The sequence below is a fragment of the Xanthomonas cassavae CFBP 4642 genome (assembly GCF_000454545.1).
In the GTDB taxonomy this organism is placed as follows: domain Bacteria; phylum Pseudomonadota; class Gammaproteobacteria; order Xanthomonadales; family Xanthomonadaceae; genus Xanthomonas; species Xanthomonas cassavae.
Map to the genome: position 1 here is coordinate 4,918,510 of NZ_CM002139.1, position 25,397 is coordinate 4,943,906.

At 65.7% G+C, this 25,397-nt stretch carries 20 protein-coding genes and 1 other RNA gene; 15 read left to right on the forward strand and 6 right to left on the reverse strand.

The features are described from left to right. Positions 1-146: 146 nt before the first annotated feature. The 3 genes from XCSCFBP4642_RS0121940 to XCSCFBP4642_RS0121950 all read left to right on the forward strand — a co-directional run bounded on the left by XCSCFBP4642_RS0121940 (position 147) and on the right by XCSCFBP4642_RS0121950 (position 2,448). On the forward strand, positions 147-1,106 hold the full coding sequence (locus XCSCFBP4642_RS0121940; RefSeq protein ID WP_029221657.1) for an acetyl-CoA carboxylase carboxyltransferase subunit alpha: 960 nt from the start codon (positions 147-149) through the stop codon (positions 1,104-1,106). A gap of 61 nt (positions 1,107-1,167) precedes the next feature. Next, positions 1,168-1,923: a tetratricopeptide repeat protein gene (locus tag XCSCFBP4642_RS0121945; RefSeq protein ID WP_029221658.1), complete on the forward strand. Its 756-nt coding sequence runs from the start codon at positions 1,168-1,170 to the stop codon at positions 1,921-1,923. 84 nt (positions 1,924-2,007) lie between these two features. Next, positions 2,008-2,448, forward strand: a complete 441-nt coding sequence (locus tag XCSCFBP4642_RS0121950) for a hypothetical protein (RefSeq protein WP_029221659.1) — start codon at positions 2,008-2,010, stop codon at positions 2,446-2,448. 284 nt (positions 2,449-2,732) lie between these two features. Here XCSCFBP4642_RS0121950 and XCSCFBP4642_RS0121955 read toward each other — a convergent pair whose 3' ends face one another. Further along, entirely contained in the window at positions 2,733-3,179 is a 447-nt protein-coding gene (locus tag XCSCFBP4642_RS0121955; RefSeq protein WP_029221660.1) for a CopD family protein, read from the reverse strand. Positions 3,180-3,251: 72 nt separating this feature from the next. Here XCSCFBP4642_RS0121955 and XCSCFBP4642_RS0121960 point away from each other — a divergent pair, with 72 nt between their 5' ends. The 3 genes from XCSCFBP4642_RS0121960 (at position 3,252) to XCSCFBP4642_RS27840 (ending at position 5,629) form a co-directional block, all read left to right on the forward strand. Beyond that, positions 3,252-3,854 carry a class I SAM-dependent DNA methyltransferase gene (locus XCSCFBP4642_RS0121960; protein WP_029221661.1) on the forward strand — a complete coding sequence of 201 codons (603 nt, stop codon included), beginning with the start codon at positions 3,252-3,254 and terminating at the stop codon, positions 3,852-3,854. A gap of 243 nt (positions 3,855-4,097) precedes the next feature. Then, positions 4,098-5,441, forward strand: coding sequence for a polyhydroxyalkanoate depolymerase (locus tag XCSCFBP4642_RS0121965; RefSeq protein ID WP_029221662.1), 1,344 nt, complete (start codon positions 4,098-4,100; stop codon positions 5,439-5,441). A gap of 112 nt (positions 5,442-5,553) precedes the next feature. After that, positions 5,554-5,629, forward strand: a non-coding RNA gene (locus tag XCSCFBP4642_RS27840) — sX9 sRNA. A gap of 88 nt (positions 5,630-5,717) precedes the next feature. On the opposite strand, the gene XCSCFBP4642_RS0121970 is transcribed toward XCSCFBP4642_RS27840, so the two are convergent. Together XCSCFBP4642_RS0121970 and XCSCFBP4642_RS0121975 are read right to left on the reverse strand one after the other, a co-directional pair. Continuing rightward, positions 5,718-6,635: a sensor domain-containing protein gene (locus tag XCSCFBP4642_RS0121970; RefSeq protein ID WP_029221663.1), complete on the reverse strand. Its 918-nt coding sequence runs from the start codon at positions 6,633-6,635 to the stop codon at positions 5,718-5,720. Next, on the reverse strand, positions 6,632-6,994 hold the full coding sequence (locus XCSCFBP4642_RS0121975) for a PadR family transcriptional regulator (RefSeq protein WP_029221664.1): 363 nt from the start codon (positions 6,992-6,994) through the stop codon (positions 6,632-6,634). Before XCSCFBP4642_RS0121975 ends, XCSCFBP4642_RS0121970 begins: the two co-directional genes overlap by 4 nt. Before the next feature lie 329 nt (positions 6,995-7,323). Here XCSCFBP4642_RS0121975 and XCSCFBP4642_RS0121980 point away from each other — a divergent pair, with 329 nt between their 5' ends. After that, positions 7,324-8,880, forward strand: coding sequence for an alginate export family protein (locus XCSCFBP4642_RS0121980; RefSeq protein WP_029221665.1), 1,557 nt, complete (start codon positions 7,324-7,326; stop codon positions 8,878-8,880). Positions 8,881-9,164: 284 nt separating this feature from the next. Here the strand turns inward: XCSCFBP4642_RS0121980 and XCSCFBP4642_RS0121985 are convergent, their stop codons facing one another. After that, positions 9,165-10,532 carry a hypothetical protein gene (locus XCSCFBP4642_RS0121985; RefSeq protein ID WP_029221666.1) on the reverse strand — a complete coding sequence of 456 codons (1,368 nt, stop codon included), beginning with the start codon at positions 10,530-10,532 and terminating at the stop codon, positions 9,165-9,167. A 464-nt stretch (positions 10,533-10,996) separates the two neighbouring features. Here XCSCFBP4642_RS0121985 and XCSCFBP4642_RS0121990 point away from each other — a divergent pair, with 464 nt between their 5' ends. From XCSCFBP4642_RS0121990 to XCSCFBP4642_RS0122000, 3 genes are all read left to right on the forward strand, one after another. Further along, positions 10,997-11,671 carry a DUF502 domain-containing protein gene (locus XCSCFBP4642_RS0121990; RefSeq protein WP_033898662.1) on the forward strand — a complete coding sequence of 225 codons (675 nt, stop codon included), beginning with the start codon at positions 10,997-10,999 and terminating at the stop codon, positions 11,669-11,671. Between the two features lie 4 nt (positions 11,672-11,675). Continuing rightward, on the forward strand, positions 11,676-12,452 hold the full coding sequence (locus XCSCFBP4642_RS0121995) for a queuosine precursor transporter (RefSeq protein ID WP_029221668.1): 777 nt from the start codon (positions 11,676-11,678) through the stop codon (positions 12,450-12,452). A 198-nt stretch (positions 12,453-12,650) separates the two neighbouring features. Beyond that, positions 12,651-14,579 carry a DUF885 domain-containing protein gene (locus XCSCFBP4642_RS0122000; protein WP_029221669.1) on the forward strand — a complete coding sequence of 643 codons (1,929 nt, stop codon included), beginning with the start codon at positions 12,651-12,653 and terminating at the stop codon, positions 14,577-14,579. A 179-nt stretch (positions 14,580-14,758) separates the two neighbouring features. Here XCSCFBP4642_RS0122000 and mmuM read toward each other — a convergent pair whose 3' ends face one another. Together mmuM and mmuP are read right to left on the reverse strand one after the other, a co-directional pair. Further along, a complete protein-coding gene (gene mmuM, locus XCSCFBP4642_RS0122005; protein ID WP_029221670.1) occupies positions 14,759-15,718 on the reverse strand; it encodes a homocysteine S-methyltransferase in 960 nt (319 codons plus the stop codon). Continuing rightward, positions 15,715-17,112: an S-methylmethionine permease gene (mmuP, locus tag XCSCFBP4642_RS0122010; RefSeq protein WP_029221671.1), complete on the reverse strand. Its 1,398-nt coding sequence runs from the start codon at positions 17,110-17,112 to the stop codon at positions 15,715-15,717. Before mmuP ends, mmuM begins: the two co-directional genes overlap by 4 nt. Positions 17,113-17,417: 305 nt before the next feature. On the opposite strand from mmuP, the gene gloA2 reads away from it, so the two are divergent. The 5 genes from gloA2 (at position 17,418) to metG (ending at position 25,327) form a co-directional block, all read left to right on the forward strand. Further along, a complete protein-coding gene (gene gloA2, locus XCSCFBP4642_RS0122020; protein WP_029221673.1) occupies positions 17,418-17,807 on the forward strand; it encodes an SMU1112c/YaeR family gloxylase I-like metalloprotein in 390 nt (129 codons plus the stop codon). Positions 17,808-17,950: 143 nt separating this feature from the next. Beyond that, positions 17,951-18,844 carry an ABC transporter ATP-binding protein gene (locus XCSCFBP4642_RS0122025; protein WP_029221674.1) on the forward strand — a complete coding sequence of 298 codons (894 nt, stop codon included), beginning with the start codon at positions 17,951-17,953 and terminating at the stop codon, positions 18,842-18,844. Between the two features lie 13 nt (positions 18,845-18,857). Continuing rightward, entirely contained in the window at positions 18,858-22,448 is a 3,591-nt protein-coding gene (locus XCSCFBP4642_RS0122030; protein ID WP_029221675.1) for an ABC transporter permease/M1 family aminopeptidase, read from the forward strand. Positions 22,449-22,553: 105 nt separating this feature from the next. After that, the gene (locus tag XCSCFBP4642_RS0122035; RefSeq protein ID WP_029221676.1) at positions 22,554-23,003 is read left to right on the forward strand and encodes a DUF2147 domain-containing protein; all 450 of its coding nucleotides are present in this window, start codon (positions 22,554-22,556) and stop codon (positions 23,001-23,003) included. A gap of 233 nt (positions 23,004-23,236) precedes the next feature. Then, complete coding sequence (metG, locus tag XCSCFBP4642_RS0122040) at positions 23,237-25,327, forward strand: methionine--tRNA ligase (RefSeq protein ID WP_029221677.1); 2,091 nt, start codon at positions 23,237-23,239, stop codon at positions 25,325-25,327. The last annotated feature ends 70 nt before the right edge of the window (positions 25,328-25,397 follow it).

Genomic DNA, 25,397 nt, shown 5'->3' on the forward strand with positions numbered 1-25,397 from the left:
CACTGCGACTTCGGCGCTGCAACAGACCGCCGTTACGAATCCCCAATCCCGAATCCCCAATCCCTGCCGTGCAACCGCACGGCTCCGTACGGGCCGAAGGCAGCGCTTCAGCTACACTCCCCGCCTTACGTTGACGACGCCATTGCATGAATCCCAACTACCTCGACTTCGAGCAACCCATCGCCGATCTGGAAGCCAAGATCCAGGAACTGCGCAAGGCCAGTACCGGCCCCGCGGTCAACGTGGACACCGAGGTGCGGGCGCTGCGCGACAAGCTGCGCGTGCGCACTGCGCAGATCTTCCGCGACCTGTCGGCCTGGCAGGTCTCGCAGCTGGCGCGGCACCCGCAGCGCCCGTACACGCTGGACTACATCGACACCATCTGCGACGAATTCCAGGAGCTGGCCGGCGACCGCGCCTATGCCGACGACAAGGCCATCGTCGGTGGCCTGGGCCGCATCGACGGGCGCCCGGTGGTCATCATCGGCCACCAGAAGGGCCGCGACACCAAGACCAAGGTGGCGCGCAACTTCGGCATGCCGCGCCCTGAGGGCTACCGCAAGGCGCTGCGCCTGATGAAGCTGGCCGAACGGTTCCGCTTGCCGCTGCTGACCTTAATCGACACCCCCGGCGCGTACCCCGGCATCGGTGCCGAGGAGCGCGGCCAGTCCGAGGCGATCGCGCGCAACCTGCTGGAAATGGCCGAGCTCAAGATCCCGGTGATCTGCACCGTGATCGGTGAAGGCGGCTCCGGCGGTGCGCTGGCGATCGGCGTGGGCGACCGCACCCTGATGCTGGAATACGGCACCTATTCGGTCATCTCGCCCGAAGGTTGCGCCTCGATCCTGTGGAAGGACGCGGCCAAGGCCAAGGACGCCGCCGAACAACTCGGCCTCACCGCCAAGCGCCTGAAAGGCCTGGGTCTGGTCGACAAGGTCATCCGCGAACCTACCGGCGGCGCGCACCGCAACCCCGAGCAGATGGGCAAGCGCCTGAAAGCCGTGCTGCTCAACGAACTGGACGCGCTGGAAAAGGTCCCGGTGGAAACCCTGCTGCAGCAACGCTACGAGCGGCTGCGCAGCTACGGTGCCTACGAAGGGCATTGATCCGCGTGCACGATGACCGGCCGCGCCGAGCGCGCGGCCATGGAAAGGATGCCTCACTCGCATGTCCCCACTTCTGCTGATTTCGCTATTGCTGCAGGCCGCCTGCTGCGTCCACGTGGTGCGCAGCGGGCGCCCGCTGTACTGGATCTTCCTGCTGCTGGCGTTTTCGTTGCTGGCGGTGCTGGTCTATGTGTTCGTGGCGGTGATTCCCGACCTGCGCAACGACCCCAGCGCACGCCGCAGCCTGACGCGCGTGCGCAACACCCTGGATCCGCAGCGCGAACAGCGCGATGCCTCGCGCCGGCTGGATGTGGCCGATACTCCGGAAAATCGTCGCCAGCTCGCCGAAAGCCTGCTGGCACGCGGCGATTACGCGCAGGCCGCCGAGCATTACCAGGGCGCGCTGCGCGGGCTATACCGCGACGATCCGCACCTGATGCTGGGCCTGGCCAAGGCGCAGTTCGGGCTGGGCCAGCCGCAGCAGACGCGCCAGACCCTGGACGCATTGATCGCGGCCAACCCCGGCTTTCGTTCGCACGACGGGCATCTGTTATATGCGCGTGCCGTCGAAGACAGCGGCGACACCGAGGCCGCGCTGCACGAGTACGAGACGCTGGCGCAGGGTTATCCGGGCGAAGAGGCGCGCGTGCGCTATGCGCAGCTGCTGCAGCGCACCGCGCGCAGCGACCAGGCCAAGGCAGTGTACGAACAGGTGCTGCGCCATGCCGCTGCCTCGCCCAAGCATTACCAACGCGAGCAACGCGCCTGGGTCGACCTGGCACGCAAGGGCCTGCGCGAACTGGACACCGGCGCGTAATCGTCGGCCGCTCCAGGCGTCAGCTGTGGACAACCACCGCGATGCGCATGCCGACAGCATCCTCGCGCGGCCAAGGCGACCAGCATGCCCAGGAAACCCGACATCGAGGCAGGCCTGAAGGCCGAGATCGACCACTTGCTGGCGCTGTCCACGCACGCATTTCGCAGCGGCGCCCTGGCGAACTCGCTGGCCCTCGGATTGCAGGCGTGGGCGCTGATCCCCGAGCCCAAGCAGGCCTGGGATTACTACCCGCAAAGCCTGTCGGCGAGCTTCGTGAAGGACTACGCCGATCTGCGCGATGAGGACAACGTGCGTCAGTGGATCGAGGTGATGGCGCTGATGTACGACGATCCGGATCACACCGACCATCTCGTGCTGATGACCGAAGGCGAAGCACTGCTGCAGCTCGGCGATGAAGCGCGCGCCCGCGCTGTCTTCGGGAAAATTTACGCGCTGTACGGCAAGACGGGATTTGCCGGGCACCAGAAGCGCTATCTGGCCTTGCATCTCGAGCGACAGCGCTAGGATGCGTAACGCACCACTACGGCTGCCATGCGGCCGCTTCGCGCCTCATCGCTCGCGGCTGCATCGACGTGCGTGTTGCTGCAGCTGATCCGTTTTTACAGTCACTGCACGAACGCGACGCGCCGAGGCATGACTGCATGCAGCTCATTCCGCTCCTGTCTGTGGAGGCAGTCCTGCGCTTGCGACGCCGATGCCGCCGTGGGCCAGCTCGCGCTCCACGCCCTCGCGCTCGGTGATGTCGCGAGCGAGTCCAGCAAGCCTGCACAACCCCGCTTTGGCCTAGCTCAAAACGGCTTGGCCAACACCAGCCAGATCACGCCCACCAGCAGGATCACCGGCACTTCATTGAACCAACGCAGGGCCCGACCACCGGGCACGGCCCGTCCCTGCTCGGCGCCCTTGACCCAGCGGCCGGACACGATGTAGTGGGCAAGAATCAGGGCCACCGCAAACAGCTTGGCGTGCAGCCAGCCGCCGGCCACCATCGTCGGGAAATCCGGAATCACCCGGTAGCCCTGCCACAGCACCGCGCCCAGCAGCAGCGCCAGGCCGAGCATGCTGTGGCCGAACGTGTACAGCCGCCGCCCCATCAGCACCAGGCGCGCGCGTACCGCAGTGTCGTTGCCGGCTTCGGCGATATTGACCAGGATACGCGGCAGGTAGAACACCGCGGCCATCCAGGCGATCACGAACAACAGGTGGAAGGTCTTGATCCACAAATACAGGGTCATGTGCTGGCTCCGCTGGCTCGCGTAGGATGGCCCGCATTTTCACCTATCCAAGGGCGCGAAAGCGCGTCACACATGTCCACGCCCGATCACAAACAGTACGACGCCGCCTATTTCACCTGCTGGTACCGCAACGCGGGCCTGGCAGATCCGGCGCGCCTGCGACGCAAGGTCGCACTGGCCGTGGCCCAGGCCGAGTACTACCTGGAGCGCCCGATCCGCAGCGTGCTGGATGTGGGCTGCGGCGAAGGCGCGTGGCGCGCCCCGCTGCTGGCGTTGCGCCCCAAGCTCAGCTACCTGGGGTTCGACAGCAGCGCCTACGCGGTGCAGCGCTATGGCCGCAGCCGCCAGATCCATCCAGCCCGTTTCGGCGACTTCGCCTGGCTGCGCCCCTGCGCGCCAGTGGACCTGGTGATCTGCTCGGACGTCCTGCATTACGTGCCCACCCGCGAATTCAACCAGGGGCTGCCCGGGCTGGCCGAACTGTGCGCAGGCGTCGCCTTCCTGGAGACCTTTGCTTTGGAAGACGCATTCGAAGGCGACCACGACGGCTTCCAGCCGCGGCCGGCGCGCTGGTATCGCAAGCGCTTTGGCAGCGTCGGGTTCACCGCACTGGGGTCGCATTGCTGGTTATCGCCGCAGCTGGCCAATGAGGCGTCGTCGCTGGAGCGCGGTTGAGGAGTGTGCTGGCTGCTTGAAGCACGCATTGCGTGTAGCTTCGCTCCGTACCCTCCCCCCGCTCCGCGCCCCGGCCCGCGCTTGCGGCGCGGGCGCTCCAAGGCACGCGCGCCATGGCGCGCAAGCAGTGCCTTCTCGCCCCGCAGGAGAGGGGCTCTGTCCACAGCAGGTCTGTTGCCATGTCTCTTATGACAGCCTCAACCGTCCGCAACCCCATTAAGGTGCAAATGCATCGAAACCGTTATGCTGCGTGGCAGCAAAACCGCACGGATGGGTGGAATGCTTTATCAACTGCATGAGCTGACCCGCAATCTGCTAGCCCCCTGGGTGCATCAGGCCCAGGCGAACGCCAAGATGTTTTCCGACCCCGACAGCCTGTGGGCCTCGCTCCCGGGTGCCAAACGCATGGCTGCCAGCAACGAGCTGTTCCACCGGCTGGGCAAGGAATACGAAAAGCCGGCCTGGGCGCTGGACGATGTCGAGGTGGACGGCCATTCGCTGCCCATCATCGAGCGCGAAGTGCTGAGCAAGCCGTTCTGCCGCCTGCTGCGCTTCAAGCGTTTCAGCGATCACGTCGAGCTGATCGGCAAGATGAAGGAGCAGCCGGCGGTGCTGGTGGTGGCCCCTTTGTCCGGCCACCACGCCACCCTGCTGCGCGACACCGTGCGCACCCTGCTGCGCAACCACAAGGTCTATGTGACCGACTGGGTGGACGCGCGCATGGTGCCGCTGGAGGCAGGCGCGTTCCGGCTCGAGGACTACATCACCTATATCCAGGACTTCATCCGCCACATCGACGCCGCGCGCCTGCATGTGGTGAGCGTGTGCCAGCCCACCGTACCTGTGCTGGCAGCGGTGTCGCTGATGGCCAGCAACGACGAGCCCACGCCGCGCTCGCTGGTGATGATGGGCGGCCCGATCGATGCGCGTCGCAGCCCCACCCAGGTCAACAACCTGGCCACGGAAAACGGCATCGAGTGGTTCCAGAACAACCTGATCCACACCGTGCCGTTCCCGTATCCGGGCCACGGCCGTCAGGTGTATCCGGGCTTTCTGCAGCACGCCGGTTTCCTGTCGATGAACCCCAACCGGCACGTGATGTCGCACTGGGATTTCTACACCGACCTGGTCAAGGGCGACCTGCAGGATGCGCAAGCGCACCGGCAGTTCTACGACGAGTACAACGCCGTGCTCGACATGCCGGCAGAGTATTACCTGGACACGATCCGCGTGGTGTTCCAGGAGTTCCTGCTGCCGCAGGGCAAATGGAAGGTGGACGGCCAGCTGGTCAAGCCCTCTGCCATCCGCAATACCGCCTTGCTGAGCATCGAAGGCGAGCTGGACGACATGGCAGGCCTGGGCCAGACCGAAGCCGTGCACGATCTGTGCACCGGCATCGACGCGGCGCACCGCCGCCATCTGGTGGTGGAAGGTGCCGGCCATTACGGCATTTTCAGCGGCCGCCGCTGGCGCGAAGTGGTATACCCGCAGGTGCGCGAGTTCATCGCCCGCTACGATGCCGACCCTGTGGGCAGCCGCGATCCGGCCACCGTCACCCCGATCCGCAAGCGCGGCAAGCGCGCCTGATCCACGCAAAAAAATCCCCGGTTCTGCCGGGGATTTTTTTGTACCGGGACCAAGAGCGACCAAGGAACCGACGGTGCTCATCAGGCGGGCGCGGCCGGGGGCTCGGTGCAACATGTATCACGCGTACGCTGCGGTTCCTGTGCGCTGCCTACACCCGCCTGACGACTGCTCGCTACGTTTTGTCAGCTGCTCTGTGTGCGACAGCTCAGGCAAGGCCATGCCGGCCTGAAAATGCCAGCATCGCTGCTGCGCACGCTGCTCCATCGGTCAAGCGCGTCACGCCGCCGCCTCGCCGCTCTTGACCAACAGTTGCTTGGCGAACATGCCGTGCAGTTTGCCGAAGGCGCGCGCCAGATGCAGGGTGACGAACAGCAACAGCACGCCCACTGCGAACAAAGGCAGCGTCAGCCAGGAACTGGTGATGTCCACGCCGTCCCAGGTCAGCACTGCCGTGTTGTCGAACAACGCGACGAACGGTGAAGCAGCCAGCCCCAGGGAGAGCGACAGCAGCGTGGTGAACACGGTGAAGTACACGATGCCCAGCGGCAGCATCAGCAGGAAGTACAGCATCGTGCTCCAAGTGCGCGCATCGGTGAACATCGCACCGATGCGCCGCAGCCAGCCGCCCTGCGCACCCGGATGCTGCGGGCGGCGCGGCATGCGCACCCCCAGCAAGGCCTCTACCACGCGTCCTTCCACCAGCGACAGCACCCGCACCGAGCCGAAGAACAGCACCAGCAGCGGTACGCCGACGATCAGGATCAACAGGCCCAATGACAGGCTGGTGCCGGTGACCACCCAGGTGAAATAGAACACGCCGGTGACCAGCGACAGCAGCATGTAGAACAGCGCGCCATAGGTCCGCGGGTCTGCCGCCACGCCGAAGAACTTGCCCAGCCACGTGCTGCGCCGGGGCGGCAGCGGCGGACGCAAGGCGCGGCTCACCGTGACTTCGGTTTCGCGATAGATCTCGGCCACTTCCTCGGGCGCCCCGTAGCTGCCGGCCACGCCTGCAATGACGTCGGCTTCGCTCTTGTCCTTCTGCCCTGCCAGCTCGGCTCGCAGATATTCTTCGGCGTCGTAGAGCGCGTCCTGGATCATTGCCGGGTCGGCACCGGACAGCGCCTGGCGCAACTGCAGCAGATAATCGGGAATGGTGGTCGGCAACGGACGTGGGTATGCGGTGGTCATCATGAGTGGGTCCCCTCCAGCACGGAATCAACGGAATCACGGGTGGCACGCCAAGCGGCGGTCCAGTCGCGCAGGCAGTCACGCCCGCTCTCGGTCATGCGGTAATAGCGTCGCGGCGGCCCGGAGGCCGATGGCTCGACATGGCTCTGCAGCAAGCCCGCCCCTTCCAGGTTGCGCAGCACCGGATACAACGCACTCTGTTTGCCGCTGAGCACGCCCTCCAGACCTTCCAGCCGTTTGGCGATCAGATAGCCGTACAGCGGCTCCCCGGCCTGGGCCAGTACCGCCAGCAAGGCCAACGACACCGTGCCGGCACTGAGCTCCTTCTGGAACTTCCTCAGATGGACATCCGGCTCGCTCATCGCCATCTCCCGCTAGGTTGAGGGCAATGCTATGTAGACGTTGGGTATAGCGGATGTGCTGGTAGTCATGGGCCGGGATTCGGGATTCGGGATTGGCAACTGCGGGGTTGCGCTGGTTGGCCGAACACCGGCCTTGCTGCAAGCCCCACGGTCAACGGCCCATGCGCTCCGCTGTAGCGAATCCCTGCTGCCGAATCCCCAATCCCAGCGAGTTCATGAGCTTAGAACCTTCGGGTTACTGCCTTTCCGCCGAGGCTCCACTACAGTCAACGCCCCCTGTGCCGATAAACCTGGCTCAGGTGGCTTTCACTTTTCGATAGGGCGATACGATGCAACTGACACGCTTGGCGCAGCCGGCCATGGCTGATACTTCCTTTGGTGCCACACGGCGGCGCCTGTGCCTTGCGATTGGGTTGGCGTTGCCGGGCCTTGCTCTGGCGCAGGTGCAGCCTGCACCGGCCAATGCCGAACAGGCCGTGGCAGAGCCCGCCAAGGCACCGGTCACCGCCGCGCCGGCTACCGCCAAGGGCTATCCGCAGGAAGCCCAGGGTTGGGGAGCCAAGCAGGGCGGCAATATGTGGCAGGTGCGCTGGGCCGAAGACTGGTCGTATCTGAAGGATCCGTCCAAGCGCAAGAGCCCGTTCGATCCGCTTAAGTACATCCCGCTCAGCGAAGACGGCGATGTGTATGTTTCGCTCAGCAACGAGCTGCGCGTGCGCAGCAACACCATCACCAATCCGGGGCTGATTCCCGGCAGCCACTCGCAGCAGCAATACCTGCTGCGTGCGTTCTTCGGTGCGGACCTGCACGTGGGCCAGCACTTCCGTCTGTACACGGAACTGGCGCACGGCAGCCTGGATGGGCGCAACGAAGGCGCCAAGACCGGCACCCAGGAAAACAATGCGATCCTGCAGCAGGTGTTCTTCGACGTGAAGGGCACCATCGGCGGTGCCGACACCGGCCTGCGGGTCGGCCGCCAGGTGTTCGTCGACGGCCCCACCACCTTGATGGCGCTGCGCGACAACACCGACATCTTCGTGACCTTCAACGGTGCGCGCGCCTGGGCCATCGGCGAAAAGACCCGCGTGGACGTGTTCGATTTCAACTTCAACCTGGACGGCACCGAGGGCCTGGGTGACGACCGCATCGACCGTTCGCGGCATTTCCGTGGCGTGGTCGGCGGCTATCGCCTGCCGACGGCCAAGCCGATGTACCTGGAGCCGTTCTTCTACCAGTTCCGCAACGACAACCAGGTGTGGGGCCGCCAGACCGCCGAAGAACACCGCAACTACTACGGCCTGCGGCTGTGGGGCAACGTGGGCAAGCTGCGCACCGATTCATTCGTGACCGTGCAGCGCGGCAGCTTCGGTGGACGCGATCTGCGTGCCTACATGGCCAGCACCTCCAATGCCTGGTCGCTGAGCGAAACCGGCTGGAAGCCGCGTCTGGGCTTCCATAGCGAAATCGCCTCCGGCGGCGGCGGCACCTCAGGCACCGGCACGCTGCGCAACAACAACTTCCTGTACGGCAATACGATCTACTTCAGCTGGGCCACGTTCTTCGGCCCGGTGAACCTGGTCACCGCCGCGCCGACGTTCACCTTCTCGCCCACCTCCAAGCTCACCGTCAACCTGGAATGGGAAACGCTGTGGCGCCAGACCACCAGCGATGCGATCTACAACAACCAGGCGCGCCCCTATGCACGCACCCAGGACACCGGCGAGCGCCGGATCGGCACCATGCCGCGCATCAACGCCACCTGGAATATCGACCCGAACTGGTCGGTGACCTTCCGCGCCGAGCACCTGATGGCCGGGCCGGCATTGGAAAAGGCCGGCTACGGCGATTCGACCTTCGTGATGGGCTGGTTGAACTTCCGCTTCTAAGCATGCATCGGTGCGCCTGCGCGCAGCGATGCGGTGTGCGTTATTGCTGCGCGCCTGCACAGCGACACATCCGCATCCCGCGTCCTGTCAGGGACGCGGGATGTTGCTTTTCAGCGTAGCGACTGCAGTGGGTGCCATGACCGCGGCACGCACGCCTTGCAATCCCGTGACGATCGCACCGATTCGGCCATAAAGCTCCAGGGACGCTGCTGGCGGACCAGGTCGTGGCCTCGGGCTCCGCTCGCGACCTGATGGATGCGCCACGCCACTGGCGCGCCGCAACACTACTGGATCGTAGTAGTCGCGCGCTCCGCAAGCCGGCTGGCCGGCACTGGCCAGCGATCGTCTCCGGCACCTTCTTCGCGTCTGGCGTACCGAGCGATGGTCAGATGCTTGCCGTCGCCGTCGGCCTGCAGCGGGCGCATCTGTCCGCGCAGTGCAGGCGGCAGCTCGGCAAGTCGCTGCGCAAGCGGCCGTGTATCGGCCGGGCGATCGCGCAACCACAGCAGGGCGGCCACCGTACGCATTGCCGCGGCAGTGTCCTGCAGCGTGTGCTGGTACTTGGCATAGTCCGGACGCGCCGCGCTGACCAACAGGCAACCGGTGGCATTGGCCACGCAGGCCACCGTGGCCGTGTCGGGCGTTGACACCATGCCGGGCGGCAGCGCTTGATCCTGCGCCAGCAATGCCTGCACCGGCGCACTGCAGGCCCAGGTAAAGGTTGGTGCCAGCAGCGCCTGGGTGCGCTCGCGGTCCAATAGCCGTGGCGAGATGCGATCCAGCCAGTCGCGATCGCCATCCTGGACGGACGCGTCCTGCAGCATCGAAAACACCAAGCGCGATTCGCCGTGCAGCGCATTGCACAGCGAGATCTCTTCCATCACCGCCGGTGCGAACGCCGCGGCGCACTGCGCAGGCAGCGGCGGCCGCGCCGGCAGCTCGGCCAGCATGTCCGCAAAGAGCTGCGCATTGCCGCGCAGCATCGCCGCGCCGATCATCGTGACCGCCAGGTTGTCGCCGCTACGCAGCAGCACCCGGGCAACCTGCGCGTTGGTGCAGACCTCGCTCAAGGCCTGGGTGGTACGCCCCTGGACGAAATCCAGCGCGCTGGCGGTCATCGACAACGGCATCCGCGGCAGCTCGGGCAACGTCATATCGGCGCGTGGCCGGAACGGGCTGCGGTAGTCGGTGTAGTCGGCCAATGCCTGCATCCTGCTCAGCATCGGCGCCTGTGTGGCCAGCGCATCGGCATAGGCCTGCGGTTGTTCGCGCACGTGCTGTAAACATCCGCCTGCGCTGGCGCTGCACAGGGCCGGCGCAGTGGATGGCCAGCTTGGCAGGCGCGGATAGTCCGCGACGGCACTGCGAAACGGCACCTCGCGTGGCAGCCGATTCAGGCGTTCCACATCCTGGGCCAACACGGTCTCGCGCTGCGCTTCCGGAACCGCATAGGACAGCGACCAGAGTGCCGCGAACATATTGGCCCCGCGCAACGGCGGCAGCGGTTGACGCAGCTGCGCCAGTGCCTGCCGCTGTGCATCGGGAATGGGCCAACGTTGGGAGACGGCATACAGCGCCGCCAATACCGCAAGCAGGATGCAAACACCGAGCAAGGCGGTCTTGAGGAACTTGGCGAGCATGTGCACATCCATCCATGGGAGGCTGCGCATCTTAGTGCCTTCGGCGCAGCCCCGCGACGGGTGGACGAAGACGCGTCCACGTATCGGCATCGCGTTCCTTCAGCAGGCAAACGCAGTGGCAACCGATTGAATGACAAATCCGCGCAATGTCCGGGCAAGGACAGCGGACGCTGGCGACCGCCTGCCGGTTTTCGGGCAGCGGAGTTGGGAAGCCGGGTCGCGGACAGCAGTGGCGGTCGTACCCTCATCCGGCGCTACGCGCCACCTTCCGGCGGGAAAAGGGAGCGGCCTTTGCCTTTGCCCTTGCTGGCAGCACTGACACTGCAACTGCCTCTGCCCCAGCAGTCGCAGTTGTCGCAACACCTACCGATTGCGGCAGTCCGACAGTAAGCGCGCGCGTTGACCAATCCCCAATGCCCACTCCCCAATCCCCGCCCCACCTCCACCGAGCGCGGCCGAATGCCTACACTATGACGATGTCCGAATCCCCCACTCCGCATGCCCGCCCTTCCCTGCAACGCGTCTTCCTGACCGGGTTGCTCACCTTGTTGCCGGTCTGGCTGACCTGGGTGGTGGTGAAGTTCGTCTTCGCGCTGCTCTCTGGTATCAGCAGCCCCTGGGTGGTGCCGCTGTCCGAACGCATCGCCGCCTCGTTTCCGGATTACCTTGGCTGGATCAAGGCGCTGTGGGTGCAGAACACCATCGCCCTGGTCGCCACGGTGGCGGTGATCCTGTTCGTCGGCATCCTGAGCCGGCGGGTGATCGGCCAGCGCCTGCTGCGCTGGTTCGAGGCGATCATGCGGCGCATCCCGCTGGCCAGCGTGGTCTACGACAGCGCGCGCAAGCTGCTGGATATCCTGCAGACACAACCGGGCAGCACCCAGCGCGTGGTGCTGATCGACTTCCCGCATCGCGACATGAAATCGGTGGGCCTGGTCACCCGCGTGATCAAGGAACAGGGCACCGGCCGCGAGCTGGCGGCGGTGTATGTGCCAACCACGCCCAACCCCACCTCCGGCTATCTGGAAATCGTGCCGGTGGAACTGCTCACGCCCACCGACTGGAGCGTGGACCAGGCGATGAGTTTCATCATTTCCGGCGGCGCAGTGGCGCCGGAATCGGTGCCCTTCACCCGTACTGCAGATCGCTGAGACCATGACACACGTGCGTACCCTCGACGATCGTGCGGTACGCCTGTTCATTGCGCTGGCGGCGTTCTTCTGCGTCAACGCCGCGCTGGCCGAGTTCATCGGGGTCAAGATCTTCGCGCTGGAAGACACCCTGGGCATCGCGCCGCTGAACTGGAACCTGTTCGGCCGGACCGGCTCGCTCAGTTTCACCGCCGGCACCTTGTTGTGGCCGGTGGTGTTCATCATGACCGACACCATCAACGAGTTCTTCGGCAGCCGCGGGGTGCGTTTCATCTCGTGGGTGGCGGTGGCGCTGATCGGCTATGGGTTCGTGTTTGCGTTTGCCGCCATCGCCTTGGCCCCCGCCGACTGGTGGGTCACCGCCGCGCAGAGCCAGGGCGTGCCGGACTACCAGGCCGCGTTCGCGGCGGTGTTCGGACAGGGGCTGTGGACCATCGGTGGCTCGCTGGTGGCGTTCCTGTTCGGCCAGTTGATCGATGTGTCGGTGTTCCACCGCATCCGCCGCGTCACCGGCGAAAAGCACGTATGGCTGCGTGCCACCGGCTCCACCGCGGTCTCGCAACTGGTGGACAGCTTCGTGGTGATCTACATCGCCTTCGTGCTCGGGCCCCAGCACTGGTCGATGGATCAGTTCCTGGCGGTGAGTACGCTCAACTACGCCTACAAGATGGGCTTTGCCGTGGCCCTGATCCCGTTGCTGTATCTGGCGCGGCGCGGCATCAGCGCCTACCTGGGCGCCGAGCGGGCCGAACAGCTGCGCGAGGAAGCCGCTGCCGGCTGAGCGGGCGCGGTGGCCAGTGCTGCGGCGAAAGCCCCCGATGGCAGGGGCATGGGCCGGATGCCGCGTTGCACCATGCAAGACCGACGGCGCGCAGGACGAGGCCTTGCATGAATTGCCGTTAGGCGCTCCGCCCCTGGTGGGTGGCCCTACCGGTGCGGATCGGGCAAGCTCCCCGCTCGCTTGTTTCCGGAGCCGGCAATGTCCCTTAGCTTTTCCCGCCTGCTGTCGCTGGCCCTCGCCGCCGTATTGAGCCTGCCAGTGGCAGCGCCCGCCGATGCGGCCAAGAAGAAGACCGCCAAGGCACAGACCACGCAAACGCGCGCGAAGGCGAGCAAAGCCAAGAAGACCACCAAGCCGGCCAGAAGCACCAAGGCCGCCAAGGCCAGGCCGCGCGCCGTGGCCGCGCCGGTGGTACTGACCAAGGCGCAGCAACTCAACCTGCTCTACGACCAGTACTGGGATGCCTCGCTCAAGCTCAACCCGCTGCAGGCCACCTTCCAGGGCGAGAGCCGCTACAACGACCAGCTGCCCAACTTCCTGTCACCGGCGTTCCGCCAGCAATCGCACGATTTCACCGTGCTGTGGCTGGGCAAGGCCGAAGCGCTGGGCCCGGACGGCCTGAGCGGCCAGGATCTGCTCAGCTATCAGATCTTCGTGCGCGATGCGCGCAGCGCGCTGGCGGCCGAGCAGTTCCCCAGCTGGATGCTGCCGATCAACCAGTTCTACAACATCGCCAGCATCGCGGTGGTGCTGGGCTCGGGCACCGGCGCGCAGCTGTTCAAGACGGTCAAGGACTACGACAATTGGTCGCGGCGCGCGCTCGGCATCCCCGACCTGTTCGATCAGGCCATCACCAATATGCGCGCCGGCATGCAGGCCGGCGTGGTGCAGCCCAAGGTGCTGATGCAGAAGGTGCTGCCGCAGCTGGATGCGATCATTGCACGCACCGCCGAAGACAGCCTGTTCTGGGGGCCGATCCGCAACCTGCCGGCCGATATGCCCGAGGCCGACAAGCAGCGCCTCACCGCCGAGTACAAGCGGCTGATCGAGGTGCGCATCCTGCCGGCGTATCGCGCGCTGCGCGGCTTCATCGCCACCGAGTACCTGCCGGCCTGCCGCGACAGCGATGGCCTGGCGGCGCTGCCCGGTGGCGCAGCGTGGTACGCCTACGACGTGCGTCAGAGCACCACCTCGGACCTGAGCCCGGAGCAGATCCACCAGATCGGGCTGGACGAAGTGGCGCGCCTGCAGGGCGAGATCCAGGCACTGACCAAACAGGTCAAGTTCCGCGGCAACCTGCCCAAGTTCTACAAGTTCATGCAGACCGACAAGCGCTTCAGCTTCCGCAGCGAGACCGAGTTGCTGGGGTATTACCGTGGCCTGCAGGGACGCGTGCAGGCCGCGGTGCCGCGCCTGTTCGCGCTGCAGGGCATCCCGGAGCTGGAAGTGCGTGCGGTGGAACCGCAGCGCGCGCAGTCCGCGGCCAGCGGCTCGTACATGCGCCCCGTCGTCAATGGCAGCACGGGAAGTACGCCGGGCATCTTTTACGTCAACACCTCCGACCTGCCCTCGCGCAAGACCTGGGAAGCAGAGAGCCTGTACCTGCACGAAGCCATTCCCGGGCACCACTACCAGCTCGGGCTGCAGCAACAGCTGACCGATCTGCCCAAGTTCCGCCGCCTGGGCGGCGAGACCGCCTACATCGAAGGCTGGGGCCTGTACGCCGAATCGCTGGGGCGCGAGCTGGGGCTGTATCAGGACCCGTACAACTACTACGGCTACCTGCAGAACGCGTTGTGGCGCTCGATCCGGCTGGTGGCCGATACCGGCTTGCACAGCAAGGGCTGGACCCGCACCCAGGCCATCGACTACATGCTCGGCAACTCGGCGATGAGCCGCACCGATGCCGAGGCCGAAGTCGACCGCTACATGGCCATTCCCGGCCAGGCGCTGGCCTACAAGGTGGGCGAGATGAAGATCGCGCAGCTGCGCGAACAGGCCCAGCGCGAGCTGGGACCACGCTTCGACGTGCGCGCCTTCCATACCGAAGTGCTCAAGGACGGCTCGGTGCCGCTGGACATTCTGCAGGAAAAGATCCAGCGCTGGATTGCAGCGCAGCAGGGCTGAGGCCAACGATCGCGGCCGCTGAGCGTCGTGATCGGCCGTCGAGGCCAGGCCGTCGTCTGGGCGGGTGTCGATGTGGGACTGGCGTGCTGCGCGCGAAGGCGGCATGACCTTGCCAACTGCCGGCGTTGCACCGGCAACGGCCACTCCCGCTCACAGACGCAGTGCGCGCGTAAGGGTCATCAGCCCGCACGCGCCGCCGCCAGTGCGGCGATGTCGCGTGGCGTGGTGCGGCAGCAGCCACCGATCAGGCGCGCACCGGCAGCCAGCCACTGCGCGTGCTGCTCGGCCAGGCTGCAGGCAGGCGCATCGCCGGCATGCCAGCGCTTGTCGGCCGCGTCATACTGCTCGCCCGAGTTCGGATACACCACCAATGGCAAGGTGGTCAGCGCCGACAGGCACTGCAATGCTGGCGTGACGCGATCCAGTGCGATGCAGTTGATGCCAACGGCGATCACCTGCGGGCAGGCGTCCAGCGTCGGAATCACGTGTGCCAGCGGCGTGCCATCGCTCAGGTGCGCCGCATCGCGCAGGGTGAACGAGAACCACGCATGCAGCTGCGGAAATTCTTCCAGCAGCAAGCGCAAGGCGGTGATCTCACCGGCCGATGGCAACGTCTCGCAGGCCAGTACATCCACCCCGGCCGCCGCCAGCGCGGCGATGCGCGGACGGTGGAAGTCCATCATCTGCTCCAGCGGCACCACGTAGTCACCGCGATACTCCGAACCATCAGCCAGATACGCGCCATACGGACCCACCGAACCGGCCACCCACAACGGCGCAGCGTCCGGCTGCACCTGCAGGTGATCGGCGCGTGCCTGCGCGGCCAGTTGCACGCTGCGCGCGATCAGCGCCTGCGACTGCGCCAGATCCAGTCCGCGCGCGGCAAACCCCGACGGCGTGGCCTGGTAACTGGCGGTGATCGCGCATTGTGCACCGGCGGCGAAATAGTCGCGATGCACCTGGTAGATCAGCTCCGGCTGCTCCATCAGCACTCGCGCCGACCACAGCGCATCGTTGAGATCGCAGCCGCGGTGTTCCAGTTCGGTGGCCAGGGCGCCATCCAGCAGCACGTCGCCATCGTGCTGCAAGACCTGGCTGAAAGGCGCATGCGCGCGCGGTTGGCGGGAAGCAATCGTCATGCGTGCAGTCTCCGGGCCGCAAGCCATTGGGTCAGTGCGTAGGCGCCATAACACAGCGCCACGAAGGGAATCGCGCAGTACAGCGCAATGCGCTGCTGCGGATCGAACGCCAGCCCGATGCAGGCCAGCAGACACAGCGCACATCCCAGAATCGGCGTCCACGGATACCACGGCGCACGATAGGCCAGCGTTTCCACGGCGATACCGTCGCGCAGCAGCTGGCGGCGGAAACGGTAATGCGCCGCACAAATACTCAACCACACCACCACCACCGCAAACCCGGACACCGCGGAAATCGCCACGAAGACGGTATCGGCGGCGTACACGCCGGTCAGCAGGGCCAGCAGGCCGCCCAGCATACTGAGCAGCAATGCCGGCAGCGGAATGCCGCGGCGGGTCAGCCGCGCGAGCCGGGCCGGCAGCGTGCCCTCGTTGGCCAGCGACCACAGCATGCGCGCGGCGGCGTACAGGCCGGAATTGGCTGCCGACAGGATCGCGGTCAGGATCACCGCATTCAGGATGTCCGCTGCATACGGAATGCCCAGCAACTCGAACGCGCGCACGAACGGGCTGGTGTCCACCGCCGCCTGGCCGGCCGGCAGCAGCGCGGCCAGCACCAGTACGGTGCCGACGAACAGCACCACCAGCCGCACCAGGGTCGTGCGGATCGCCAGCGGAATCGCACGCGCCGGCTGCGCAGTCTCGCCGGCGGCCACACCGATCAACTCGGTCCCCGAAAAAGCGAAATTCACTGCCACCATCGTCATCAGGATCGGCAGAGTGCCCTGCGCAAACCAGCCATCGGCGCGCAGGTGGCGCAGGCCCGGCGGCGGCGAGCCATCGGCCAGCGGCAGCAAGCCCACCACCGCCGCACCACCGAGCACGATGAAGACACCAATGGTGATCACCTTGATCAGCGAGAACCAGAATTCGCCTTCGGCAAACCAGCGCGCCGACACCGTGTTCAAGCTGAAGATCAGCGCGCAGAACAGCAGGCACCACGGCCACGCCGGGCTGTGCGGAAACCAGTACTGCATGCAGAATGCCGCGGCCGTCAGGCTCGAGCCCAGCGCCACCGTCCAGGTCAGCCAGTACAACCACGCCACCACGTAACCGGTGGCCGGCCCCAGATAGCGCGCGGCATACACATGGAACGCGCCGGTCTGCGGCATCGCCACCGCCAGCTCGCCCAGGCATTGCATCACCAGATACACCACCAGCGCGCCGATCAGGTACGCGATCACCGTGCCCAGGGCGCCGGTGCTGACGATGATGTAACCGGTGTTGAAGAACAGGCCGGTGCCGATCACGCCACCCAGCGACAACATCACCAGATGGCGCACCTGCATGATGCGCTGGAATTGCGGTGCGGCGGTGGACGGCGGCTCGGGCATCGGCGTGTCTGATCGGTGGCAACGCATCCTGCCATGCGCGGCCAGGCGAGCACAGCCATGCGATGGCAAGCTGTGACGGTGCACCAGCGTGCAACGGCCCGCGGGTATGCTTGCGTACTGTTCACCCGGAAGCTCGCCATGCCGCATGCCCTGCAACCACCCATGCATGCGAAGACGTCTTGCTCGACCAGCGCGGTGGTGCCCGCATGCGCACCGCGTGGTACCGCCGCTGCGCGCAACGCAGCAGCGCTCGCCGACAGTCTCGGCGCGTCGCAGCCGATCGCGCAGGGCTTGCGAGGTGCCGCATGAAGCTTGCCGGCATCCACCATGTGGCGATCATCGCCGGCGACTACGCGGTGTCCAAACGGTTCTACTGCGACATCCTGGGCCTGCGCGTGCTCGATGAGCATTACCGGCAGGCACGCGATTCCTGGAAGCTAGACTTGGCACTGCCCGATGGCGGCCAGATCGAGTTGTTCTCGTTTCCCGCCGCACCGCTGCGTCCCAGCCGCCCGGAAGCACGCGGCCTGCGCCATCTCGCCTTCCGTGTCGAGGATCTGGACGCGGCCGTGGCGCATCTTACTGCGCATGGCGTGGTCGCCGAAGACATCCGCATCGACGAGTACACCGGCCGCCGCTTCACCTTCTTCGCCGACCCGGATGACCTGCCGCTGGAGTTGTACGAAGTGGGTTGAGCGCAGCATCCCCTGCGGGTTCGGTCACATCCGCCGCACGGTCATGTCGAGCAGGCGTAGTCGATCGCCTCTGTGACTTTCGGCGCATGCGGCACTGCGGTCACGCCGTGAAGATCAGGCCACCCAGGACACAGGAACCGTCCATGCTGCAGATCCGTGCGCTGTCCAAGACCTACGCCAACGGCGTGCATGCGCTGCAAGGCATCACGCTCGACATCCCGCGCGGCATGTTCGGCTTGCTGGGGCCAAACGGCGCCGGCAAGTCGTCGCTGATGCGCACGCTGGCCACGCTGCAGGAACCCGACTCGGGTAGCGTCAGCCTGACCGACGCCGATGGCAGCAGCATCGACGTACTCGCCGACAAGGACGCATTGCGGCGCCGGCTGGGCTATCTGCCGCAGGATTTCGGCGTGTACCCGAAGGTGAGCGCGCTGGACATGCTGGATCACTTCGCCGTGCTCAAGGGGCTTACCGATCGCGGCCAACGCAAGGAGGTGGTCGAGCGACTATTGCAGCAGGTCAACCTGTGGGACGCGCGCAAGCGCAAGCTCGGCACCTATTCCGGCGGCATGCGCCAACGCTTTGGCATCGCGCAGGCGCTGCTGGGCAATCCGCAACTGGTCATCGTCGACGAGCCCACCGCCGGGCTGGATCCGGAAGAGCGCAATCGTTTTCTCAATCTGCTGGCCGAAATCGGCGAAAATGTGGTGGTGATCCTGTCCACCCATATCGTCGAGGACGTCACCGACCTGTGTCCGACGATGGCCATCATGAACAAGGGCCAGCTGCTGCTGAGTGGGCGGCCCGCCGATGCGATCGACATGCTGCATCAGCAGGTCTGGCGCAAACAGGTCAGCAAGCAGGCATTGCCCGATTACGAGGCGCGCTTCACCGTGCTGTCCACGCGCCTGATTGCCGGCCACCCGGTGATCCACGTGTTCAGTGCCGACTGCCCGGAGCCGGGGTTCGAACAGGTCGCTCCCGATCTTGAGGATGTCTATTTCCAGCGCCTGCGCAAGCAAGCGCTGGCCGCCTGACAGGAGCGCGACGATGATCCTGGCGTTCCTGCGCTTCGAGCTGCGCGAACAACTGCGCTCGCCCTTGCTGGGGCTGCTGGCCGCGCTGTATGCCCTACTCGCCTTTGCAGCGCTGTCCAGCGATGCGGTGCAGATCGGCGGCGGCATCGGCAACGTGCTGCGCAATGCGCCTACGGTGATCGCCACCCTGCTGGGGCTCTTCAGCCTGCTCGGCCTGCTGGTGATCACCCTGTTCGTCAGCAATGCGGTGCTGCGTGACTTTGACCTGGGCACTGCCGAGCTGGTGTTTTCCACACCGATACGGCGGCGCGACTACCTGCTCGGCCGCATCGGTGCCGCACTGATCGCCGGCATGCTGATGTATGTGGTGATCGCGCTGGGCATGTTCGCCGCGCAGTTCATGCCGTGGCTCGATCAGGCGCGGCTCGGGCCGGTCGCGGTGCTGCCCTATCTGTGGTCGCTGCTGGTGCTGGTGCTGCCCAACCTGCTGTTCACCACCGCGCTGCTGTCGGTGCTGGCGGTGACCACGCGCAGCATCCTGTGGGTCTACATCGGCGTGATCGTGTTCTTCGTGCTGTACGGCGTGAGCCGTGCGCTGATGGCCGACCTGGACAATGTGTGGATTGCCACGCTGGCCGACCCGCTCGGCATTCGCGCGCTATCGCAGACGCTGCGCTACTGGTCGGTGGAGCAGCGCAACCACCAGCTACCGCCGCTGACCGGCTACCTGCTCGCCAATCGCGCGGTGTGGCTGGGCATGAGCGGTGTGTTGTTTGCCGCCACATTCGCGCTGTTCCGTACCGAGCGCAGCGGGACGCGGCGGCGCCGTGGTGTGGCGTCGGTTACGCCCGCTGATGCACCTCCCTCCAGCGCGCGCGTCAGCACGACACGCCTGACGGTCACCCCGCGCTTCGGCGCGGCCACTGCATGGCGGCAACTGCTGCGCCAGATCCGCTTCGACACGCTGGGCGTGCTGCGCAGCGCGCCGTTCGTGGTGCTGCTGATGCTGGGCCTGGCCAACTTCATTCCGACCGCGCTGTTCAAAGCGCGCTATTACGGCACTGCCGTGCTGCCGGTGACCTCGTTGATGCTGGAGGCGCTGCAGAACAGCTACAGCTTTCTGCTGATCATCGTGGTGCTGTTCTATGCCGGCGAGCTGGTGTGGAAGGAGCGCAGCAACCGCATCGACGGCATCACCGACGCGATGCCGGTCCCCGATTGGGTGCCGCTGCTCGGCAAGTTCGTCGCCTTGCTGGCGGTGATCGCCAGCTTCCAGGCCGCCGGTGCGTTGACCTCGGTCGCGCTGCAGCTGGGCCGTGGCTATACCAGCATCGAGCCACTGCTGTATCTCAAGACGCTGGCGCTGGGCTCGGTGCTGTACGTGCTGATGGGCGGCATGGCGCTGGCGCTGCAGGTGCTGAGCAACAACAAGTTCGTCGGCTATGCGCTGCTGATGCTGGTGTTGATCGGGCAATCGGCGCTGTCGATGCTCGACTACACCCAGAACCTCTACACCTTTGGCGGCTGGCCCAACGCGCCGTATTCGGACATGAACGGCTACGGGCACTTCCTGCCCGGCCAGTTGTGGTTCCAGGGCTATTGGGGCGTGTTCCTGCTGGCGCTGCTCCTGCTGTCCTCGGCGTTCTGGCCGCGCGGCGTGGGCCATGACCTGCGCCAGCGCGTGCGGCTGGCGTTACGGCGCCTGCGCAGCCCGACCGGTGCGGCCCTGGCGATCACCCTGCTCGGCTTCGCGGCGATCGGCGGCTGGCTGTACTGGAACACCAACGTCTACAACAGCTTCCTGTCGCCGGAACAACAGCTGGACCTGCAGGCACGCTACGAGCGCGATTACCGCAAGTACAAGGATCTGCCGCAGCCGCGCATCGTCGCCGTCGACAACCACGTCGACCTGCATCCGGAAACCCAGTCGGTCGTGGTCGATGCCACCTGGACGGTGCGTAACACCCACCCCACACCGATCAGCGAAGTGCACATCGGCATGCAGGGCCGCACCGGCGACCGCAGCCTGGTCGAGGTGGATCTGGGCGGGCAGACGCTGAGCACGCACGATATCCCGGCCGGTTATCGCATCTACCGCCTGCAGACACCGCTGCAACCCGGGCAGGAGCGCGTGTTCCACTTCCGCGTGGACCAGCACCCGCACGGCCTCACCGCCGAGCAGGCGCAAACCGAACTGGTCGCCAACGGCAGCTTCTTCAACACCACCCTGCTGCCCTGGTTCGGCTACAACACGCAGACCGAGATCAGCGACCGCAACGAGCGCCGCAAGCGCGGCCTGGGCGAACCCACCCGCATGCCCAAGCTCGAAGACCAGGCCGCGCGCGCCAACACCTACGTCAGTACCGATGCCGACTGGCTCGCTTTCGCCAGCACCGTCTGCACCGCGCCGCACCAGATCGCGCTGGCGCCGGGCTATCTGCAACAGGAATTCCAACGCAATGGCAGGCGCTGCTTCCGCTACGTGATGGATCGCCCCATGCTCAATTTCTACGCCTACCTGTCGGCACGCTGGGAAGTGCGCAAGGCGCGTTACAAGAACATCCCGATCGAGATCTATTACGACCCCAAGCATCCGTACAACGTGCAGCGCATGATCGAGAGCGTGCAGAAGTCGCTGGCCTATTACCAAGCCAACTTCAGCCCGTATCAGCATCATCAGGTGCGCATCATCGAGTTTCCCGGCTACGCGCGGTTTGCGCAGTCGTTCGCCAATACCATTCCCTACTCCGAGTCGATCGGCTTCATCGCCGACCTGCGCGACAAGAACGACATCGACTACGTGTTCTATGTCACCGCGCACGAAGTGGCGCACCAGTGGTGGGCGCACCAGGTGATCGGTGCGAACGTGCAGGGCGCCACCCTGCTGTCCGAATCGCTGGCGCAGTATTCGGCGTTGATGGTGATGGAGCGCGAGTACGGACGCGCGCATATGCGCCGCTTCCTCCGCTACGAACTGGATCGCTACCTGGAAGGCCGTGGTGACGAAACCATCGAGGAATTGCCGCTGTATCGGGTGGAGGATCAGCAATACATCCACTACCGCAAGGGGTCGCTGGCGTTCTATCGGCTGCGCGAGGACATCGGCGAGCAGGCGCTCAATCGCGCATTGCAGCGCTTTCTGGCGGCCAAGGCGTTTCAACAACCGCCTTACACCACCTCGGCCGAGCTGCTGCAGGCCATTCGCGCCGAGGTACGGCCGGACCAGCAAGGGCTGATCACCGACCTGTTCGAGAAGATCACCTTCTACGACAACCGCGTGGTCAGCGCGCAGGCACGCAAGCGCCCCGATGGCCGCTTCGAGGTGACCGTGCAAGCGCAGGCGGCCAAGCTGCAGGCTGATGGCAAGGGCAAGGAGCATGCAGTGCCGCTGGACGACTGGATCGAGGTGGCGATCTACGGCGCTCCGGCCGGCAAGGACGCGCTAGCGCCGGTGCTGGCCTTGCAACGGCAGCACGTCACCAGCGCCGCGCCCAGTTTCACCATGACCGTGGACCGCCTGCCGGTCGAAGCCGGCTTCGATCCGGACAACAAGCTGATCGACCGCGTGCCAGCGGACAACCGCAGGCAGGTGACACTGCAGTAGCCGAATGAACGCATTCCGCAGCGCGTCTTTCCGCCACCATACTCCACGGTATACATTCGTGGCAGGCCGCCGACGGCGGCCCTAGCAATCCCTGGGAGGGGAACCATGCGCAAGACCTTCAAGACCCTGATGCTGGCCCTGCCGCTGGCCGCCGCCTCGCTGCTGGCCCAGGCCGCCGATTCGCCGGTGGGCCGCTGGAAGACCATCGACGACGAGACCGGCAAGCCCAAGTCGGTGGTGCAGATCGAACAGCTCGGCAACGGCACGCTGAGCGGCAAGGTGGTCGACATCCTGCAGTCCAACCATGGGCCCAACCCGATCTGTGACAAGTGCGATGGCGCGCTCAAGGGCAAGCCGATCAAGGGCATGACCATCCTGTGGGGCCTCAAGCCCGACGGCACCGCGGTGTGGAGCGGCGGCTCGGTGCTCGACCCGGCCAAGGGCAAGACCTACAAGGCCAAGGTCACCCTGACCGACGGCGGCAAGAAGCTGCAGATGCGCGGCTATGTGGGCATCGAGGCGTTGGGCCGGACCCAGACCTGGATTCGCGAATAGCCCGGAATCGGGATTGGGGATTGGGGAATCGGTAAGAGCAGGCGCCCGTGAGGGCGCCTTTTTTGCATGTGCCCATCCTGACGCTACGCGCGCGGCCAAACACCTGCGCGCCTCGACAACATGGCCGCATGACCCTGCTTTGACCGATTCCCCAACCCCGATTCCCGATTCCCAGCCCCAATCCCGGCGCTCGACTAATGCGATAATCGGCTGTCCCCCGCATTACGCCTGCCATGACCCGCACCGCACTCGTCACCACCGCCCTGCCCTACGCCAACGGGCCGCTGCATCTTGGCCATCTGGTCGGCTATATCCAGGCCGACATCTGGGTGCGCGCGCGCCGGCTGCGCGGCGACAAGACCTGGTTCGTCTGCGCCGACGACACCCACGGCACGCCCATCATGCTCGCCGCCGAAAAGGCCGGGGTCACCCCGGAAGCCTTCATCGCCAACATCCAGGCCAGCCACGAGCGCGATTTCGCCGCGTTCGGGGTAACCTTCGATCATTACGATTCGACCAATTCGCCGGTCAATCGCGCGCTCACCGAGGCCTTCTACACCAAGCTCGAGGCCGCCGGTCACATCAGCCGCCGTTCGGTGGCGCAGTTCTACGACCCGGCCAAGGGCATGTTCCTGCCGGATCGCTACATCAAGGGCATCTGCCCCAACTGCGGCAGCGCCGATCAGTACGGCGACAACTGCGAAGTCTGTGGCGCCACCTACGCGCCGACCGAGCTGAAGGAGCCCAGGTCGGTGATCTCCGGCGCCACGCCCGAACTGCGCGACTCGGAGCATTTCTTCTTCGAAGTGGGCCATTTCGACGGCTTTTTGCGCGAGTGGCTGGCCGGCGACGTGGCGCTGCCCGGGGTCAAGGCCAAGCTCAAGGAATGGCTGGATACCGAAGGCGGCCTGCGCGCCTGGGACATCTCGCGCGATGCGCCGTATTTCGGCTTCCAGATTCCCGGCCAGCCGGGCAAGTATTTCTACGTGTGGCTGGATGCGCCGATCGGCTACCTGTGCAGCTTCAAGACGCTGTGCGCGCAGATGGGCGAAGACTTCGACGCGCATCTGGTGGCCGGCACCCAGACCGAGCTGCATCACTTCATCGGCAAGGACATCGTCAATTTCCACGGCCTGTTCTGGCCGGCGGTGCTGCACGGCACCGGCCATCGCGCGCCGACACGCCTGCACGTCAACGGCTACCTCACCGTGGACGGCGCCAAGATGTCCAAGTCGCGCGGCACCTTCGTGATGGCGCGGACCTTCCTGGATGTCGGCCTGGAGCCGGAAGCCCTGCGTTACTACTTCGCGGCCAAGTCCTCCGGCGGCGTGGACGACCTGGACCTCAACCTGGGCGATTTTATCGCACGGGTGAATGCGGATCTGGTCGGCAAGTTCGTCAACCTGGCCAGCCGCTGCGCCGGCTTCATCGGCAAGCGCTTCGACGGCAAGCTGTCCGACGCGCTGCCCGACCCGGCGCAATACGACCGCTTCGTCGCCGCGCTGGCGCCGATCCGCGAGGCCTACGAGCGCAACGATGCGGCCAGCGCGATCCGCCAGACCATGGCGCTGGCCGACGAGGCCAACAAGTACATCGACGACACCAAGCCGTGGGTGATCGCCAAGCAGGACGGCGCCGATGCGCAACTGCAATCGGTGTGCACGCAGGGCCTGAACCTGTTCCGGATCCTGGTGGCCGCGCTCAAGCCGATCCTGCCGCGCACCTGTGCCGAGGCCGAGGCGTTTTTGTCGGCGCCGATGACCAGTTGGGAAGATGTGGAGCGCCCGCTCACCACACACACGATCCAGCCCTATACCGCCCTGTTCACCCGTATCGACCCCAAACTGATCGACGCCATGACCGACGCTTCCAAAGACACCCTCGCCGCGCCCGCAACCCAGGCTGCGGCCACCGTCAGCACTGCAAAAGTGGCCAAAACCGATGCAAAAGCGGCTACGCCGGCCAATCCCCCTACGTCCGTCTCGAATACAGGTCTTATTGGCATCGACGATTTCGCCAAGCTCGATCTACGCATCGGCAAGGTGCTGGTGTGCGAATGCGTGGAAGGCTCGGACAAGCTGCTGCGCTTCGAGCTGGATGCCGGCGAGCTGGGCAAGCGCCAGATCTTCTCGGGCATCCGTGGCAGCTACGGCGAACCGGAGACGTTGGTGGGCCGCAGCGTGGTGTTCATCGCCAACCTGGCCCCGCGCAAGATGCGCTTCGGCATCAGCGAAGGCATGATCCTCTCGGCCGGCTTCGACGGCGGCGCACTGGCGCTGCTGGACGCAGATCGCGGCGCGCAGCCGGGCATGCCGGTGCGGTGAAGCGGGAGTTGGGAATCGGGAATCGTAAAAGCGGAGTCTGTTCGGTCTGCAAGGTCTGCTGATTGCGAGC

What these genes read in the sequence shown, in the direction of transcription:
- XCSCFBP4642_RS0121940 (WP_029221657.1), top strand. Translation starts at nt 147, where the DNA reads ATGAATCCCAACTACCTCGACTTCGAGCAACCCATCGCCGATCTGGAA.
- XCSCFBP4642_RS0121990 (WP_033898662.1), top strand. Translation starts at nt 10,997, where the DNA reads ATGTCCGAATCCCCCACTCCGCATGCCCGCCCTTCCCTGCAACGCGTC.
- XCSCFBP4642_RS0121970 (WP_029221663.1), bottom strand. Translation starts at nt 6,635, where the DNA reads ATGATGACCACCGCATACCCACGTCCGTTGCCGACCACCATTCCCGAT.
- XCSCFBP4642_RS0121950 (WP_029221659.1), top strand. Translation starts at nt 2,008, where the DNA reads ATGCCCAGGAAACCCGACATCGAGGCAGGCCTGAAGGCCGAGATCGAC.
- XCSCFBP4642_RS0121975 (WP_029221664.1), bottom strand. Translation starts at nt 6,994, where the DNA reads ATGAGCGAGCCGGATGTCCATCTGAGGAAGTTCCAGAAGGAGCTCAGT.
- gloA2 (WP_029221673.1), top strand. Translation starts at nt 17,418, where the DNA reads ATGAAGCTTGCCGGCATCCACCATGTGGCGATCATCGCCGGCGACTAC.
- XCSCFBP4642_RS0121980 (WP_029221665.1), top strand. Translation starts at nt 7,324, where the DNA reads ATGCAACTGACACGCTTGGCGCAGCCGGCCATGGCTGATACTTCCTTT.
- XCSCFBP4642_RS0122025 (WP_029221674.1), top strand. Translation starts at nt 17,951, where the DNA reads ATGCTGCAGATCCGTGCGCTGTCCAAGACCTACGCCAACGGCGTGCAT.
- XCSCFBP4642_RS0122035 (WP_029221676.1), top strand. Translation starts at nt 22,554, where the DNA reads ATGCGCAAGACCTTCAAGACCCTGATGCTGGCCCTGCCGCTGGCCGCC.
- XCSCFBP4642_RS0121945 (WP_029221658.1), top strand. Translation starts at nt 1,168, where the DNA reads ATGTCCCCACTTCTGCTGATTTCGCTATTGCTGCAGGCCGCCTGCTGC.
- XCSCFBP4642_RS0121965 (WP_029221662.1), top strand. Translation starts at nt 4,098, where the DNA reads ATGCTGCGTGGCAGCAAAACCGCACGGATGGGTGGAATGCTTTATCAA.
- mmuP (WP_029221671.1), bottom strand. Translation starts at nt 17,112, where the DNA reads ATGCCCGAGCCGCCGTCCACCGCCGCACCGCAATTCCAGCGCATCATG.
- mmuM (WP_029221670.1), bottom strand. Translation starts at nt 15,718, where the DNA reads ATGACGATTGCTTCCCGCCAACCGCGCGCGCATGCGCCTTTCAGCCAG.
- XCSCFBP4642_RS0122000 (WP_029221669.1), top strand. Translation starts at nt 12,651, where the DNA reads ATGTCCCTTAGCTTTTCCCGCCTGCTGTCGCTGGCCCTCGCCGCCGTA.
- XCSCFBP4642_RS0121960 (WP_029221661.1), top strand. Translation starts at nt 3,252, where the DNA reads ATGTCCACGCCCGATCACAAACAGTACGACGCCGCCTATTTCACCTGC.
- XCSCFBP4642_RS0121985 (WP_029221666.1), bottom strand. Translation starts at nt 10,532, where the DNA reads ATGGATGTGCACATGCTCGCCAAGTTCCTCAAGACCGCCTTGCTCGGT.
- XCSCFBP4642_RS0122030 (WP_029221675.1), top strand. Translation starts at nt 18,858, where the DNA reads ATGATCCTGGCGTTCCTGCGCTTCGAGCTGCGCGAACAACTGCGCTCG.
- XCSCFBP4642_RS0121955 (WP_029221660.1), bottom strand. Translation starts at nt 3,179, where the DNA reads ATGACCCTGTATTTGTGGATCAAGACCTTCCACCTGTTGTTCGTGATC.
- XCSCFBP4642_RS0121995 (WP_029221668.1), top strand. Translation starts at nt 11,676, where the DNA reads ATGACACACGTGCGTACCCTCGACGATCGTGCGGTACGCCTGTTCATT.
- metG (WP_029221677.1), top strand. Translation starts at nt 23,237, where the DNA reads ATGACCCGCACCGCACTCGTCACCACCGCCCTGCCCTACGCCAACGGG.